Genomic DNA, 13,026 nt, shown 5'->3' on the forward strand with positions numbered 1-13,026 from the left:
TTCTGGCCTTCAGGACCGGTCTGGTGCGTCTTGAGCTGCATGCCGAGGATTTCGCCGGCGAGCTTCTTGACGTCTTCGATCGACTTGGCGACCTTGACGCCACCGCCCTTGCCGCGGCCACCCGCGTGGATCTGGGCCTTGACAACCCAAACCGGGCCGCCGAGCTTCTGAGCGGCTTCGACCGCCTCCTGCACTGTGTACGCCGGAATGCCGCGCGGCACAGGCACGCCGAACTTGGCAAGAATTTCCTTGCCTTGGTACTCGTGAATCTTCATGAGGGTGTCTCTCGGAACGAGGTTTAGAGAACGGGAGTATTTGGCTGTTGTCCACGGGCCACGGCGCCCAGAGGGCGGGGGCGGCGAACAGCGAAGGACTGTATCATGGGGCGCCGTACCAACGTCAGGCCCGCCACTGTGGTCAATACGTAGTTTCTCCAGAGGCACCCTCCGAGGCTCCCATCATGGTCAAGGTCTTCATCGACGGCGAAGCCGGTACCACCGGCCTTCAGATCCGCGAGCGGCTGCAGAATATGCCGCACATCGAACTGGTCAGCATCGCGCCCGAGCTTCGAAAAGACGTCTCGGCCAAGCGCGACCTGATGGCCGGCGTCGACCTCGTCGTGCTGTGCCTGCATGACGACGCGGCGCGCGAATCCGTGGCGCTCATCGACCAGCTCGAAGGCCGCCGCCCGAAGATCATCGACGCCTCCACCGCACATCGCACGGCTGCAGGGTGGACGTTCGGCTTTCCCGAACTCGTGGCCGGGCAGAAGGACGCCGTGGCCAAGGCCGAGCGCGTGGCCAATCCGGGCTGCTACGCAACCGGGGCCATCGCCATCGTCCGCCCGTTGATCGACGCAGGACTCCTGCCGCCCGACTTCCCGATCGCCCTCCCCTCGGTCAGCGGCTATTCCGGCGGCGGGCGCAGCATGATCGAGGCTTACGAGAGCGGCGCTGCGCCCCTGTTCGAGACCTATGCGCTGGGGCTCAAGCACAAGCACATTCCCGAGATCATGAAGTACACCGGGCTCACGCGCCGGCCTGTTTTCATCCCCTCGGTGGGCAACTTCAAGCAGGGCATGCTGGTGCAGCTTCCCCTGCATCTGGATGACCTGCCCGACCGTCCCAAGGCCAGCGACCTGCACGATGCGCTGGCGGCCCACTACGCCAAGAGCAACACGCCGGAACAGTTCGTGAAGGTGCTGCCGCCGACCGAGGACGGCAAGATCGACGCCCTGTCGCTCAACGACACCAACCAGCTCGACATTCGCGTGTTCCCGAACGAAGACCACCGCCATGCGGTCGTCATTGCCCGGCTCGACAATCTGGGCAAGGGCGCGAGCGGCGCGGCGGTGCAAAACCTTAAGCTGATGTTGGGGGTTTAGGCTCGCCCCCAGGCTTACTCACTTCGTGTAGACGCCACCCCCTGCCGGGGGCAACACCAGCGGCCCGGCGAAGCCGGTTCCGCGGTGTTTCACGAAGTGGCCTGGCCTCCCGGCCCTAAGGTCTACTCGTCTGGGTCGTGGCGCAGCACCTTCGCGACCACGGCACTGGCGAATCCGCGCGCAAGGAGAAATCGCACCTGCCTGGCGCGTTGTGTCGCGTCCTGCGGTAGTTCGCCGAAGCGGCGCCGCCAGACTTCCCGCGCCCGTTCCAGCTCGCTGCCTTGAAGGCTCGCGACCGCTTCCGCGACCGCCTCGGGGGCGATGCCCTTGTGCAGCAGTTCCTGGCGCACGCGTGCGGCACCGTGGCGCCCTGCCCGTTGGTGCAGGACTGACTGGACCACCCTCGCCTCGTTGATGAAATCCTTGGCGGCCAGTTCGTCGAGCGCGAGCGCCAGCGTGCCTGGCTGTTCCTCGTACTTCGCGAGCTTGCGTTCGAGTTCGGCGCGCGAATGCTCCCGCTGGCTCAGCAGTCGCAGTGCGCGCCCCTTGAGAGATGGAGCGGCAAATGCCATGGCTTGGATTGAATCGCTTCGGATCGAAGCGCACCCGCCGCTCAGGGCGGGTGGCGCGGGCGGGATCGCCCCTTACTTTTCAGCCGACGCGTCAGGCGCCTCGGCCAGGAGCAGCGGGATGCCCAGGGATTCGCGCACCTTGTTCTCGATCTCGCGCGAGAGCTCACGGTTCTCGCGCAGGAACTCGCGTGCGTTGTCGCGGCCCTGCCCGATCTTCTCGCCGTTGTAGGCGTACCAGGCGCCCGACTTGTCGACGATCTTGGCGGCCACGCCCATGTCGATGATCTCGCCTTCGCGGCTGATGCCCTCGCCGAACAGGATGTCGAACTCGGCCGTCTTGAAAGGTGGCGAGACCTTGTTCTTGACCACCTTGACCTTGGTCTCGTTGCCGATCGCCTCGTCGCCCTTCTTGATGGTGCCGATGCGGCGGATGTCCAGGCGCACCGAGGCGTAGAACTTCAGCGCATTGCCGCCGGTGGTGGTTTCGGGCGAACCGAACATCACGCCGATCTTCATGCGGATCTGGTTGATGAAGATGACCATGCAGTTGGTCTTCTTGATGGTGGCGGTGAGCTTGCGCAGCGCCTGGCTCATGAGGCGGGCCTGCAGGCCGGGCAGCGAGTCGCCCATCTCGCCTTCGATTTCGGCCTTGGGCGTGAGCGCGGCGACTGAGTCGACCACGATCAGGTCGACCGCGCCGGAACGCACCAGCGAATCGACGATCTCGAGCGCCTGCTCGCCGGTGTCGGGCTGGCTGATGAGCAGGTCGGAGAGATTCACGCCGAGCTTCTGCGCGTACTGCACGTCGAGCGCATGTTCCGCATCGACGAAGGCGCAGGTGCCGGCCTGGCGCTGCATTTCGGCGATGACCTGGAGCGTGAGGGTGGTCTTGCCGGACGATTCCGGACCGTAGATCTCGATCACCCGGCCGCGCGGCAGGCCGCCGACGCCGAGCGCGATGTCGAGGCCCAGCGAGCCGGTGGAGACCACCTGGATGTCTTCCAGCGCTTCGCCTTCGCCGAGCCGCATGATCGTGCCCTTGCCGAACTGCTTTTCGATCTGGGCCAGTGCGGCCTGGAGGGCCTTGGCCTTTTCGCTGTTGGCGACCGAGATGCTTGCGCCCTTGACGACTGCGTCCATGTGGAAAACTCCTTGAATATCAATGGGTTGTGTCGGATTCATCCCGCTGCTTTTAATTACAGGCTGGATGCTTGAACAGTAGTGTAGAGGGCAATGAAAGCGAGTAAGCCTGTTTTTTGGTCAGTTTGCTTTACTATCGAAGCCCCATGGTAGATCCCATTTTTCCGATCGATCACGACGCCTGGCGCCAGACCCACCTGGGACGCCTGCTCGGCCATGCGATGCGCCGTTTCGACGAGCGCGTGCTCGCATTGATGGCCCATGACGCCGACGTGCCGCTGGCGCTGTCGAACCTCGCGGCGCGCGCACAGGTGAGCGCCGCGCACATCCACATCACGCGCCACCTCTCCCGCGATGGTTCGCGCCTGACCGAACTCGCCGAACGCGCCGGCATGACCAAGCAGGCGATGGGCACGCTGGTCGACCAGTGCGAGGCTTGGGGTCTGGTCACGCGCGGGCCTGATCCGCTCGACGCACGCGCGCGCCGCGTGCTGTTCACCGCCGACGGCCTGGCGTGGCTGGAGGCCTTCCGCAACGCCGTCGCCCAGGCGGAAAGGGAGTTCCGCGCCAGCGTCGGCGACGAGATCGCCACCGTGGTAACCATCGGTCTCGAAGCCTATGCCGCAGCCTAGAATTCGCTGGGAGAGTCGGTGGGTGGAAGATCCGGCGGCAGTGCAAGCCGCGATGTCTGGAGGCACGGCATGCGAATACTGATTGCGGAAGATGACCAGGTGCTGGCGGATGCCCTCCTGCGCAGCTTGCGCACCTCCGGCTCGGCGGTCGACCACGTCGCGACCGGCTCGCAAGCCGACGCCGCGCTGATGACCAACAGCGAGTTCGACCTGTTGATCCTCGACCTCGGCCTGCCCAACCTGCACGGCCTCGAAATCCTCAAGCGGCTGCGCGCACGCGGCTCGCAGTTGCCGGTGCTGGTGCTGACGGCTGCCGACAGCGTCGAGGAGCGCGTCAAGGGTCTCGACTACGGCGCCGACGACTACATGGCCAAGCCCTTCTCCCTGCAGGAACTCGAGGCGCGGGTGCGTGCGCTCACCCGCCGCGGCATGGGCGGCACCAGCAACGCGATCAAGCATGGTCCGCTGGTCTACGACCAGGCCGGCCGCGTCGCCACCATCGACGGCAAGATGATCGAGCTCTCCGCGCGCGAACTCGGCCTGCTCGAAGTGCTGCTGCAGCGTGCTGGCCGCCTGGTGAGCAAGGACCAGCTGGTCGAGCGCCTGTGCGAATGGGGCGAGGAGGTCAGCCTCAACGCGATCGAGGTGTACATCCACCGCCTGCGCAAGAAGATCGAGAAGGGCCCCGTGCGCATCGCCACCGTCCGCGGCCTCGGCTACTGCCTCGAAAAAATCCCCTCTTGATGCCCCAGGGCACATCGCGCTTGAACTCCTCGGCCGGCGCAGCCCGGCCCGTTGGCGAAACACCGCGGAACCGGCTTTGCCGGGCCGCCGGTGTTGCCCCCGGCAGGGGGTGGGCGGCTACACGAAGTGAGCAAGCCTGGGGGCGAGCGTGAAACTTTTTCAGCGCGCGCAGCGTTCGCTCTTCGGCGAGATCCTCGACTGGATGCTCACGCCCTTGCTGCTGCTGGTGCCGGTCAGCATCGGCGTCACCTGGCTGGTGGCACAGGGCATCGCGAACGCGCCTTTCGATCGCGCGCTGGAATCCAACATCCAGATCCTCGCCAGACTGGTCGACGTCGAGAACGGGCGCGTCCAGTTCGTGCTGCCGCAGCCGGCACGCGAGATTCTCGGCGGCGACGACACCGACCACGTGTACTACCAGTTGCTCGACGAGCAAGGTACGTTGCTCAGCGGCGAGCGCGACATTCCGTTCCCGGGCACGGACGATGTGCCGACACCCGGCGTGGTCTACCTGAGCAACGGCCAGATCCATGGCAAGCCGGTGCGCGTGGCATCGCTCTGGCTGGCCGGCGCCACGCCGGATGCGCCGCCGACGCTGTTGCAGGTGGCCGAGACCCGCGAGAAGCAGTCGGTGCTGGCCACCGAGATCATCAAGGGCGTGCTCTTGCCGCAGTTCGCGATCCTGCCATTGGCAGTGCTGCTCATCTGGCTCGCCCTGGTGCGCGGCATCAAGCCGCTGTCCGTGGTGGAGGCGCGCATCCGCGAGCGCCGGCCGGGCGACCTGAGCCCGCTCGACGAATCCTCCGTGCCGCTCGAGGTGGTGCCGCTGGTGCTGTCGGTCAACGATCTGCTGAACAAGCTCAATGACTCGATCGGCACCCAGAAGCGTTTCCTGGCCGATGCCGCGCACCAGCTCAAGACGCCGCTGGCGGGCCTGCGCATGCAGGCCGACCTCGCGCAGCGCGAAGGCGCCAATGCCGACGAGCTGAAACAGTCCCTCAAGCAGATCGGCCGCGCGAGCGTGCGCGCGACGCACACGGTGAACCAGCTCCTGTCGCTCGCTCGCGCCGAAGGCAGCGGCGCCAATATCGGGCGGCAGCCTTGCGACCTTGCGCGGCTCACGATCGAGGTCGTGCGTGAAGCCGTGCCGCGTGCGATCGACAAGCGCATCGACCTGGGCTACGAAGGCGCGGAAGCGGGCGCGCCGGGCGTGACGCTCGAAGGCAACCCGACGCTCCTGAAGGAGCTGGTGCGCAACCTGCTCGACAACGCAATCAACTACACGCCCTCCACGCCGGAGCGGCCGGGCGTGATCACCGCCCGGATCCTGGCCGACCCCTTCGGCCGCATCGTCATGCTGCAGGTCGAGGACAACGGGCCGGGCATCCCGGAAAACGAGCGCGAACTTGTCTTCCAGCCCTTCTATCGCGTGCTGGGCAACGAGGCGGACGGCTCCGGCCTGGGCCTGCCGATCGTGCTGGAAATCGCGCGCCAGCATTTCGCGACGGCACGACTGGAAGACGCGCACCCCGGTCAGCATCCGCCGGGCACGCTGGTCAGCCTGCGCTTCGACGCGAATGAAAGCGAGCGTCCTGCCGGCCGGCCCCGCGTCTAGGGCTTCGAAGGCTCTTCCTTGCGAATCTGCAGCATCTGCGGCCGCACTTGCTGCGTCAGGCGCTGCGGCTCACGCTCGCTGAAACGGGCGGGCTCCGTGCCGAACAGGGCGAGCGCGCCGCGGGTCCAGGCGTAGTAACCCAGGTTTGCCGCCAGAAGCAGGACGACGATCAGACGCATCATCATCGCGGCGCGCGCACGGGCCGCACGCTGACTTCCGCGCTCGTGATCGTCTTCATGCCCGATGCCGTGCGGACCAGCAGCTCACCGCCCCAACCCACGCCCTCGCACAGGCCCTCGGTGCCGTCGCTGAGCTGAACCTCGCGGCCGCGCAGGATGTCGCGGGCTGCGAAGCGGGAGGCAAAAGGCACGAATCCCTTCTCGTCGAAGACCTGGATGTCGCGCACCAGTGGCAGCGCCACATCGCGCAGCACCTCGGATGGTGTCGCGAGCGGGCGCCATTCCTGCAGCCACGCCGGCGCAGTGCTCAGCCCGCTGGCCTCGCGCGGCCCGATGTTGATGCCGATGCCGATCACCAGATAGCGCTCCGCGGCATCCGGCTGGAGCAGGGCGGTCTCGATCAGGATGCCGCCGAGCTTGCGCTCATGGACCCACAGGTCATTGGGCCACTTGAGCGCGAGACCGGTCGTTCCGGAAGGATCGAGACTCTCCGCAATGCTGACGCCCACGGCGAGCGAGAGCCCTGACCAGTCGCGTGGCGCCAGCGGCAGGCCCAGCGAAAAAGTCAGCGATGCCGGTTCGAGCCCATCCTGGGCGCTTTGCCACTCTCGGCCCAGGCGGCCCCGTCCGGCGGTCTGCCGCTCGGCCACCAGGAGCACCGGCTCGCGGCGGCCGTCGCGAGCGCGTCGCATCAATTCGCTGCTGGTCGAATCGATCTCGCCGACGACCTCGACGCGCAAGCCGGGCAACAGCGGTGCCAGTGCGCCGGCGATCTCGTCCTCGAACCAGGGCGCGGCCATGGTCAGCCCTTGCCGGTCTTCGCAGACTTGCCGTCCTTGGCGGCCTTGGCCTTCTTCGATTCCTTGCGAGCCTCGCCGCTTTTCCTGCTCTGCTTCTTCTCGGCCTTCTTGCCGAGCTTGTCCTTCTTCTTGCCCTTCTTGTCCTTGTCGTCCTTCGGGGACAGCAAGGTGCCGCGGCATTTGTCGGAACCGCACCAGCACGGAAACTCCGCCTTGAGCTTCTTCGTGTACGGCTCGTCGATGATCAGCCCGTAGTCATAGCTCAGCTCTTCGCCGGCCGCGATGTTGCGCAGCGCCTTGATGAACACGCGGCCATCCTGCTCGTCGGCTTCGCAACTGGGTTCGCAGGAATGATTGATCCAGCGGGCCGCGTTGCCGTTCACGCCGCCGTCGATCACACGGTCGTCATCGATATGGAAGTAGAAGGTGTGATTGGGCTGGGCCGGATCGTGCGGATGGCGGCGAAGCGCCTCCTTCCAGCTGATGACCTCGCCCTTGTATTCGATGAGCGTTTCGCCCTCCGCTATATCCTGCACGGCAAAGACGCCGTTGCCATGCACGCCGGAGCGCCGGGTCTGGATGCGGCGGCCGCCGGAAATGGGAGATTTGGATGGCATCGCCGAAGTCTGTTAGTTTGAATATGTACGCATGCGCGTGCGCGTACGCACGCGAGAAGCGCCAGATTGTAAGGATGACTCGTTGATGAAAACGTTGGTGATTGCAGAGAAGCCGTCGGTGGCCCAGGACATCGTCCGGGCGCTCACGCCCGTGGCTGGCAAATTCGACAAGCACGAAGAACACTTCGAGAACGAGAAGTACGTCGTGACCAGCGCCGTGGGCCACCTGGTGGAGATCCAGGCGCCCGAGGAGTTCGACGTCAAGCGCGGCAAGTGGAGTTTTGCCAACCTGCCGGTGATTCCGCCGCGCTTCGATCTCAAGCCGGTCGACAAGACCAAGACCCGCCTGAACGCGGTCGTGAAGCAGGCCAAGCGCAAGGACGTGACCCAGCTCGTCAACGCCTGCGACGCGGGCCGCGAGGGCGAGCTGATCTTCCGGCTGATCGAACAGTACGCTGGCGGCAAGTCGCCGCTGGGCAAGCCGGTCAAGCGGCTGTGGCTGCAGTCGATGACGCCGCAGGCGATTCGCGACGGCTTCGACCAGTTGCGTTCGGAGCAGCAGATGCAGGGCCTGGCCGATGCCGCGCGCTCGCGCTCGGAGGCCGACTGGCTGGTGGGCATCAACGGCACGCGCGCCATGACCGCATTCAATTCGCGCGACGGCGGGTTCTTCCTGACCACCGTGGGCCGGGTGCAGACGCCGACGCTTTCGGTCGTCGTCGAGCGCGAGGAGAAGATTCGCAAGTTCGTCAGCCGCGACTACTGGGAAGTGCACGGCAGCTTCCTGGCCGAGGCGGGGGAGTATCCGGGCAAGTGGTTCGATCCGAACTGGAAGAAGCCGCCGCCCGGCCCGGACGGCGTGCCCGACCCCGAGCAGCGCGCCGACCGCGTATGGAGCGAGCGTGAAGCCCGCGAGATCGCCGACGCCGCGCGCGGCAAGCCCGCCACCGTCACCGAGGAAAGCAAGCCCACCACGCAGGCTTCGCCGCTCCTGTTCGACCTGACCTCGCTGCAACGCGAGGCCAACAGCCGCTTCGGCTTCAGCGCCAAGACCACGCTGGCGCTGGCGCAGAGCCTCTACGAACGTCACAAGGCGCTGACCTACCCGCGTACGGATTCGCGCGCGCTGCCCGAGGACTACCTGCCGGTCGTCAAGCAGACCATGGGCATGCTCGCCAACAGCGGCATGCGCCACCTCGCGCCCTTCGCGCAGCAGGCGATCGACGGCAATTACGTCAAGCCTTCGAAGCGCATCTTCGACAACGCCAAGGTCAGCGACCACTTTGCGATCATCCCGACGCTGCAGGCGCCGAGCGGGCTCTCCGACGCCGAGCAGAAGCTCTATGACTTCGTGGTCCGTCGCTTCATGTCGGTGTTCTTTCCGAGCGCCGAATACCAGGTGACCACGCGCATCAGCACCGTCGAGCAGGCAGGCAGGAAGTACCCGTTCCGCACCGACGGCAAGGTGCTCGTGAAGCCGGGCTGGCTCGCCATCTACGGCAAGGAAGCCCAGGACGACGAGAAGGAAGACGACAAGGACGGCAAGCGCCTCGTCCCGGTGAAGCCCGGCGAAGTGGTGAAGGCCGCGTCCGCGGACCTCAAGGCCCTGAAGACGCGCCCCCCGGCGCGCTATTCGGAAGCCACGTTGCTCGGCGCGATGGAAGGCGCCGGCAAGACCATCGACGACGATGAACTGCGCGAGGCCATGCAGGAGAAGGGCCTCGGCACCCCGGCCACGCGCGCGGCCATCATCGAAGGTCTGCTGGCCGAGAAGTACATGCACCGCGAAGGCCGCGAGCTGATCCCGACGGCCAAGGCCTTCCAGCTCATGACGCTGCTCCGCGGGCTCGGCGTGGAGGAACTCTCCAAGGCAGAGCTCACCGGCGAATGGGAATACAAGCTCGCGCAGATGGAACACGGCAAGCTCAGCCGCGAGGCCTTCATGCGCGAGATCGCCGAGATGACGGAACACATCGTCAAGAAGGCCAAGGAGTACGACCGCGACACCGTGCCCGGCGACTACGCCACGCTCGCCACGCCGTGCCCGAACTGCGGCGGCGTGGTGAGGGAAAACTACCGCCGCTACTCCTGCACGGGCAAGGCTGGACAGGAGCCTTGCGGCTTTTCCTTCGGCAAGTCACCTGCGGGGCGCACCTTCGAAGTCGCAGAGGCCGAGCAATTGCTGCGCGACAAGCACATCGGTCCGCTCGAAGGCTTCCGGTCCAAGGCCGGCTGGCCCTTCACCTCCGAAATCATCCTCAAGTTCGACGACGAGGCGAAGAACTGGAAGCTGGAGTTCGACTTCGGCGACGACAAGAACGCCGAGACCGGCGAGATCGTCGACTTCAGCGGCCAGGAGTCGCTCGGCCCGTGCCCGAAATGCGCCTCCCGCGTGTTCGAGTACGGCAGCAACTACGTGTGCGAGAAGTCGGTGCCGACGGAAGCCCAGCCCACGCCGAGCTGCGACTTCAAGACCGGCAAGATCATCCTGCAGCAGCCGGTGGAGCGCGCACAGGTCGAAAAGCTGCTCGCCACCGGCAAGACAGACCTGCTCGACAAGTTCGTCTCGATGCGCACGCGCCGCGCGTTCAAGGCTTTCCTGGCGTGGAACAAGGAAGAGGGCAAGGTGACCTTCGAGTTCGAGCCCCGCACCAGCAAGTTCCCGCCGCGCAAGACCTTTACCAAGGCCGCACCGGCCGCGGCAAAGAAGGCGGCCGCGAAGACGCCCGCAGCCAAGAAGGTCGCCGCGAAGAAGGCGGCCACCCCCAAGGCCCCCCGCAAGCCCGGCGCCGGCCTGAAGCCCAGCGACGCGCTGGCTGCAGTGATCGGCGCGGAACCCGTGGCGCGCACCGAAGTCATCAAGAAGCTGTGGGACTACATCAAGGCCAACGGGCTGCAGGATGCGACCAACAAGCGCGCCATCAACGCCGACGCCAAGCTGAAGCCCGTGTTCGGCAAGGACCAGGTCACGATGTTCGAGCTCGCCGGGATCGTCGGCAAGCACCTGGCCTGAGACAGGAGATTCACATGAGGCAATTCTTCGCCATCTCGTTCGCGACCGCCCTTTGCCTGCTTGCCGGCTGCGCGTCGGGTTCGGGCGGCAATGGCAGTTCGGCGAGCACGGACAACACGGGCGGCAGCGGCATCACCGTGTTCGGCACGATCGATGGCGGGGTGAGCCACTACAAGAACCAGAGCCGCTAGCCCATCAAGAGCGCCTGACGCAGCAGCCTCGCGGCGCGGTTGCGGATGCGGCCGGGGGCGGTGCGTAGCGGCCCCCGCGGACTGACCTTGGCGGTCGCGCAGGCCCAGAGGAAGTCCTCGAGGATGGCCGTATCGTCGACTGTATCGGTCGCCCCGTACTGGTGGAACTCAGGGTGCCATTGCGTCGCTGCGATGTAGCTGCGCCCACGGTCGGGGCGACGTCGGATGGCCTCGGCCACGTGGTCCGGAATGCTCCAGGCCTCGACCTCGAAGCCGGGAGCGAGGTCCTTCACGCCCTGGTGATGGATGCTGTTGACCCGCGCAGTCTCCATGCCCGGATAGAGGCTCGAAAGCCGGGATCCCGGGGTAACGCGAATTTCATGGAAGTTCTGGTCGTAGGTCACGGGGTCGCGATGCCGCTGCGCGTTGGGGTGCTGCACCTCGATATCCTGGTAGAGCGTCCCGCCAAAGGCCACGTTGATCAACTGCAAGCCACGACACACGCCGAAGATCGGCTTGCCGGCCTCCTCGAAGGCCTCGACCAGCGCCAGGTCGTAGAGATCGCGGACGCGGTCGCCGATCCATGCGTCCTTGAGCGGCACCTCGCCATAGCTGCCGGGCCAGACGTCGGCGCCGCCGTGCATCACGACGCCGTCGAGCCATTCCGCGTAATGGGAGAGCTTGGTGTCGCCACGCGCCGTTTCACCGGTCGGGCAGGGGACCATCACGACCATCGCGCCGGCGGACATCAGCCAGTGCGCGATCGATTGCTCCACGTACTGCAGCGTCTTGTTGGTGAACAAGGACCGTGCGGGGTCGGCATGGGAGAAGCAGGCGGACAGGCCAATCTTCAGGCGCCCGGAAACCGTTTGTGACATCGCTCTTTCGAGGCGCCGCGCGAGGCGAGACGCCCTCGGGTGGACAGACACCCGATTGTGAAACGTTCTTTCGCGGAACGCACCCGCCAAGCTCGTCGCGGCGTGTCGGACACCGCCTTGCGTTGCTTCGGCGCAAACCGGTGCATCATTTGCGTCGATTTGACCAGGAGACAACCGATGAAGACCATCAAGGGCCCTGCCATTTTTCTGGCCCAGTTCACCGGCGACACCGCGCCCTTCAACTCGCTCGATGCCATCGCCGGCTGGGCCGCGGGACTCGGCTACAAGGGCGTGCAGATCCCGAGTTGGGACGAACGCATCTTCAATCTGAAGAAGGCCGCGGAGAGCAAGACCTACTGCGACGAAGTGAAAGGCACGCTTGCGAAGCACGGGCTCGAGATCACCGAGCTCTCGACCCATCTGCAAGGCCAGCTGATCGCGGTGCACCCGGCTTACGACGCAGGCTTCGACGGCTTCGCCGCGCCCGAAGTCCGCAACGACCCGGTCAAGCGTCAGAAATGGGCAGTCGAACAGCTGCACTACGCCGCACGGGCATCGGCCAACCTCGGGCTGACGGCCCACGCCACCTTTTCCGGCGCACTGGCGTGGCCCTACCTGTACTCATGGCCCCCTCGCCCGCCCGGCCTCATCGAGGAGGCCTTCGACGAACTCGCCCGACGCTGGAAGCCGATCCTCGACCGCTTCGACGAGTTCGGCGTCGACGTCTGCTACGAGATCCATCCAGGCGAGGACCTGCACGACGGCGTAACTTACGAGATGTTCCTCGAGCGCGTGAACAACCACCCCCGCGCCTGCCTGCTGTACGACCCGAGCCATTTCGTCCTGCAGCAGCTCAACTACCTCGACTACATCGACCATTACCACGAGCGCATCAAGATCTTCCACGTGAAGGACGCCGAATTCAACCCGACCGGCAAGCAGGGCGTCTATGGCGGCTTCCAGTCCTGGCTGAACCGCGCCGGCCGCTTCCGCTCACTGGGCGACGGGCAGGTGGACTTCGGCGCCATCTTCTCGAAGATGGCCGCCTACGACTTCCCCGGCTGGGCGGTGCTGGAATGGGAGTGCTGCCTCAAGCACCCCGAAGACGGCGCACGCGAAGGTGCCGAGTTCATCGCAAGACACATCATCCGCGTGGCCGACCGCGCTTTCGACGACTTCGCCGCCGGCAGCATCGACAAAGCCGCCAACAGAAAAACCCTAGGCATCGCTTGAGCCAAGGCCCGCGAAGCGCGGCCCGTTC

Annotated in this window: 14 protein-coding genes; 7 read left to right on the plus strand and 7 right to left on the minus strand. The window is 65.9% G+C overall.

What is annotated here, in order from left to right; genetic code table 11:
• Positions 1 to 275, minus strand: a 275-nt coding sequence (locus AC1D3B_RS13570) for an ATP-grasp domain-containing protein (protein WP_478191192.1), incomplete at its 3' end; no start/stop codon positions are given.
• A gap of 185 nt (positions 276 to 460) precedes the next feature.
• Here AC1D3B_RS13570 and argC point away from each other — a divergent pair.
• On the plus strand, positions 461 to 1,384 hold the full coding sequence (gene argC / locus AC1D3B_RS13575) for an N-acetyl-gamma-glutamyl-phosphate reductase (protein WP_478191193.1): 924 nt from the start codon (positions 461 to 463) through the stop codon (positions 1,382 to 1,384).
• Positions 1,385 to 1,506: 122 nt separating this feature from the next.
• Here the strand turns inward: argC and recX are convergent, their stop codons facing one another.
• The gene (gene recX / locus AC1D3B_RS13580) at positions 1,507 to 1,956 is read right to left on the minus strand and encodes a recombination regulator RecX (protein WP_478191194.1); all 450 of its coding nucleotides are present in this window, start codon (positions 1,954 to 1,956) and stop codon (positions 1,507 to 1,509) included.
• Between the two features lie 72 nt (positions 1,957 to 2,028).
• Positions 2,029 to 3,096: a recombinase RecA gene (gene recA, locus AC1D3B_RS13585; RefSeq protein ID WP_028249926.1), complete on the minus strand. Its 1,068-nt coding sequence runs from the start codon at positions 3,094 to 3,096 to the stop codon at positions 2,029 to 2,031.
• Positions 3,097 to 3,242: 146 nt separating this feature from the next.
• On the opposite strand from recA, the gene AC1D3B_RS13590 reads away from it, so the two are divergent.
• The 3 genes from AC1D3B_RS13590 to AC1D3B_RS13600 all read left to right on the plus strand — a co-directional run bounded on the left by AC1D3B_RS13590 (position 3,243) and on the right by AC1D3B_RS13600 (position 6,087).
• Positions 3,243 to 3,728, plus strand: coding sequence for a MarR family winged helix-turn-helix transcriptional regulator (locus tag AC1D3B_RS13590; protein WP_478191195.1), 486 nt, complete (start codon positions 3,243 to 3,245; stop codon positions 3,726 to 3,728).
• Positions 3,729 to 3,797: 69 nt separating this feature from the next.
• Positions 3,798 to 4,472 carry a response regulator gene (locus AC1D3B_RS13595; protein ID WP_286371827.1) on the plus strand — a complete coding sequence of 225 codons (675 nt, stop codon included), beginning with the start codon at positions 3,798 to 3,800 and terminating at the stop codon, positions 4,470 to 4,472.
• A gap of 148 nt (positions 4,473 to 4,620) precedes the next feature.
• Positions 4,621 to 6,087, plus strand: coding sequence for a sensor histidine kinase N-terminal domain-containing protein (locus tag AC1D3B_RS13600; protein WP_478191196.1), 1,467 nt, complete (start codon positions 4,621 to 4,623; stop codon positions 6,085 to 6,087).
• Here the strand turns inward: AC1D3B_RS13600 and AC1D3B_RS13605 are convergent.
• Genes AC1D3B_RS13605 through AC1D3B_RS13615 form a run of 3 tightly spaced genes read right to left on the minus strand, consistent with a single transcriptional unit; the run spans position 6,084 to position 7,683 of the window.
• Positions 6,084 to 6,266 (minus strand): sporulation protein, encoded by a 183-nt coding sequence (locus AC1D3B_RS13605; RefSeq protein WP_478191197.1) that lies wholly within the window; start codon positions 6,264 to 6,266, stop codon positions 6,084 to 6,086. The genes AC1D3B_RS13600 and AC1D3B_RS13605 overlap by 4 nt on opposite strands.
• Before the next feature lie 2 nt (positions 6,267 to 6,268).
• Positions 6,269 to 7,066, minus strand: coding sequence for a biotin--[acetyl-CoA-carboxylase] ligase (locus AC1D3B_RS13610; RefSeq protein ID WP_478191198.1), 798 nt, complete (start codon positions 7,064 to 7,066; stop codon positions 6,269 to 6,271).
• Between the two features lie 2 nt (positions 7,067 to 7,068).
• On the minus strand, positions 7,069 to 7,683 hold the full coding sequence (locus AC1D3B_RS13615) for an SET domain-containing protein (protein ID WP_478191199.1): 615 nt from the start codon (positions 7,681 to 7,683) through the stop codon (positions 7,069 to 7,071).
• Between the two features lie 85 nt (positions 7,684 to 7,768).
• Here AC1D3B_RS13615 and AC1D3B_RS13620 point away from each other — a divergent pair, with 85 nt between their 5' ends.
• A complete protein-coding gene (locus tag AC1D3B_RS13620) occupies positions 7,769 to 10,696 on the plus strand; it encodes a DNA topoisomerase III (protein ID WP_478191200.1) in 2,928 nt (975 codons plus the stop codon).
• A gap of 14 nt (positions 10,697 to 10,710) precedes the next feature.
• A complete protein-coding gene (locus tag AC1D3B_RS13625; protein WP_478191201.1) occupies positions 10,711 to 10,887 on the plus strand; it encodes a hypothetical protein in 177 nt (58 codons plus the stop codon).
• Here AC1D3B_RS13625 and AC1D3B_RS13630 read toward each other — a convergent pair.
• Positions 10,884 to 11,765: a gamma-glutamyl-gamma-aminobutyrate hydrolase family protein gene (locus tag AC1D3B_RS13630; RefSeq protein ID WP_478191202.1), complete on the minus strand. Its 882-nt coding sequence runs from the start codon at positions 11,763 to 11,765 to the stop codon at positions 10,884 to 10,886. The genes AC1D3B_RS13625 and AC1D3B_RS13630 overlap by 4 nt on opposite strands.
• A 177-nt stretch (positions 11,766 to 11,942) precedes the next feature.
• Here AC1D3B_RS13630 and AC1D3B_RS13635 point away from each other — a divergent pair, with 177 nt between their 5' ends.
• Positions 11,943 to 12,998: a sugar phosphate isomerase/epimerase family protein gene (locus AC1D3B_RS13635; RefSeq protein ID WP_478191203.1), complete on the plus strand. Its 1,056-nt coding sequence runs from the start codon at positions 11,943 to 11,945 to the stop codon at positions 12,996 to 12,998.
• The last annotated feature ends 28 nt before the right edge of the window (positions 12,999 to 13,026 follow it).

The sequence above is a fragment of the Variovorax sp. P5_A3 genome (assembly GCF_056400665.1).

Bases quoted from the DNA above. Each gene is read 5' to 3' on its own strand.
- recX (WP_478191194.1), bottom strand. From the start codon at position 1,956: ATGGCATTTGCCGCTCCATCTCTCAAGGGGCGCGCACTGCGACTGCTG.
- AC1D3B_RS13605 (WP_478191197.1), bottom strand. From the start codon at position 6,266: ATGCGTCTGATCGTCGTCCTGCTTCTGGCGGCAAACCTGGGTTACTAC.
- AC1D3B_RS13595 (WP_286371827.1), top strand. From the start codon at position 3,798: ATGCGAATACTGATTGCGGAAGATGACCAGGTGCTGGCGGATGCCCTC.
- recA (WP_028249926.1), bottom strand. From the start codon at position 3,096: ATGGACGCAGTCGTCAAGGGCGCAAGCATCTCGGTCGCCAACAGCGAA.
- AC1D3B_RS13630 (WP_478191202.1), bottom strand. From the start codon at position 11,765: ATGTCACAAACGGTTTCCGGGCGCCTGAAGATTGGCCTGTCCGCCTGC.
- AC1D3B_RS13590 (WP_478191195.1), top strand. From the start codon at position 3,243: ATGGTAGATCCCATTTTTCCGATCGATCACGACGCCTGGCGCCAGACC.
- AC1D3B_RS13620 (WP_478191200.1), top strand. From the start codon at position 7,769: ATGAAAACGTTGGTGATTGCAGAGAAGCCGTCGGTGGCCCAGGACATC.
- AC1D3B_RS13625 (WP_478191201.1), top strand. From the start codon at position 10,711: ATGAGGCAATTCTTCGCCATCTCGTTCGCGACCGCCCTTTGCCTGCTT.
- argC (WP_478191193.1), top strand. From the start codon at position 461: ATGGTCAAGGTCTTCATCGACGGCGAAGCCGGTACCACCGGCCTTCAG.
- AC1D3B_RS13635 (WP_478191203.1), top strand. From the start codon at position 11,943: ATGAAGACCATCAAGGGCCCTGCCATTTTTCTGGCCCAGTTCACCGGC.
- AC1D3B_RS13615 (WP_478191199.1), bottom strand. From the start codon at position 7,683: ATGCCATCCAAATCTCCCATTTCCGGCGGCCGCCGCATCCAGACCCGG.
- AC1D3B_RS13610 (WP_478191198.1), bottom strand. From the start codon at position 7,066: ATGGCCGCGCCCTGGTTCGAGGACGAGATCGCCGGCGCACTGGCACCG.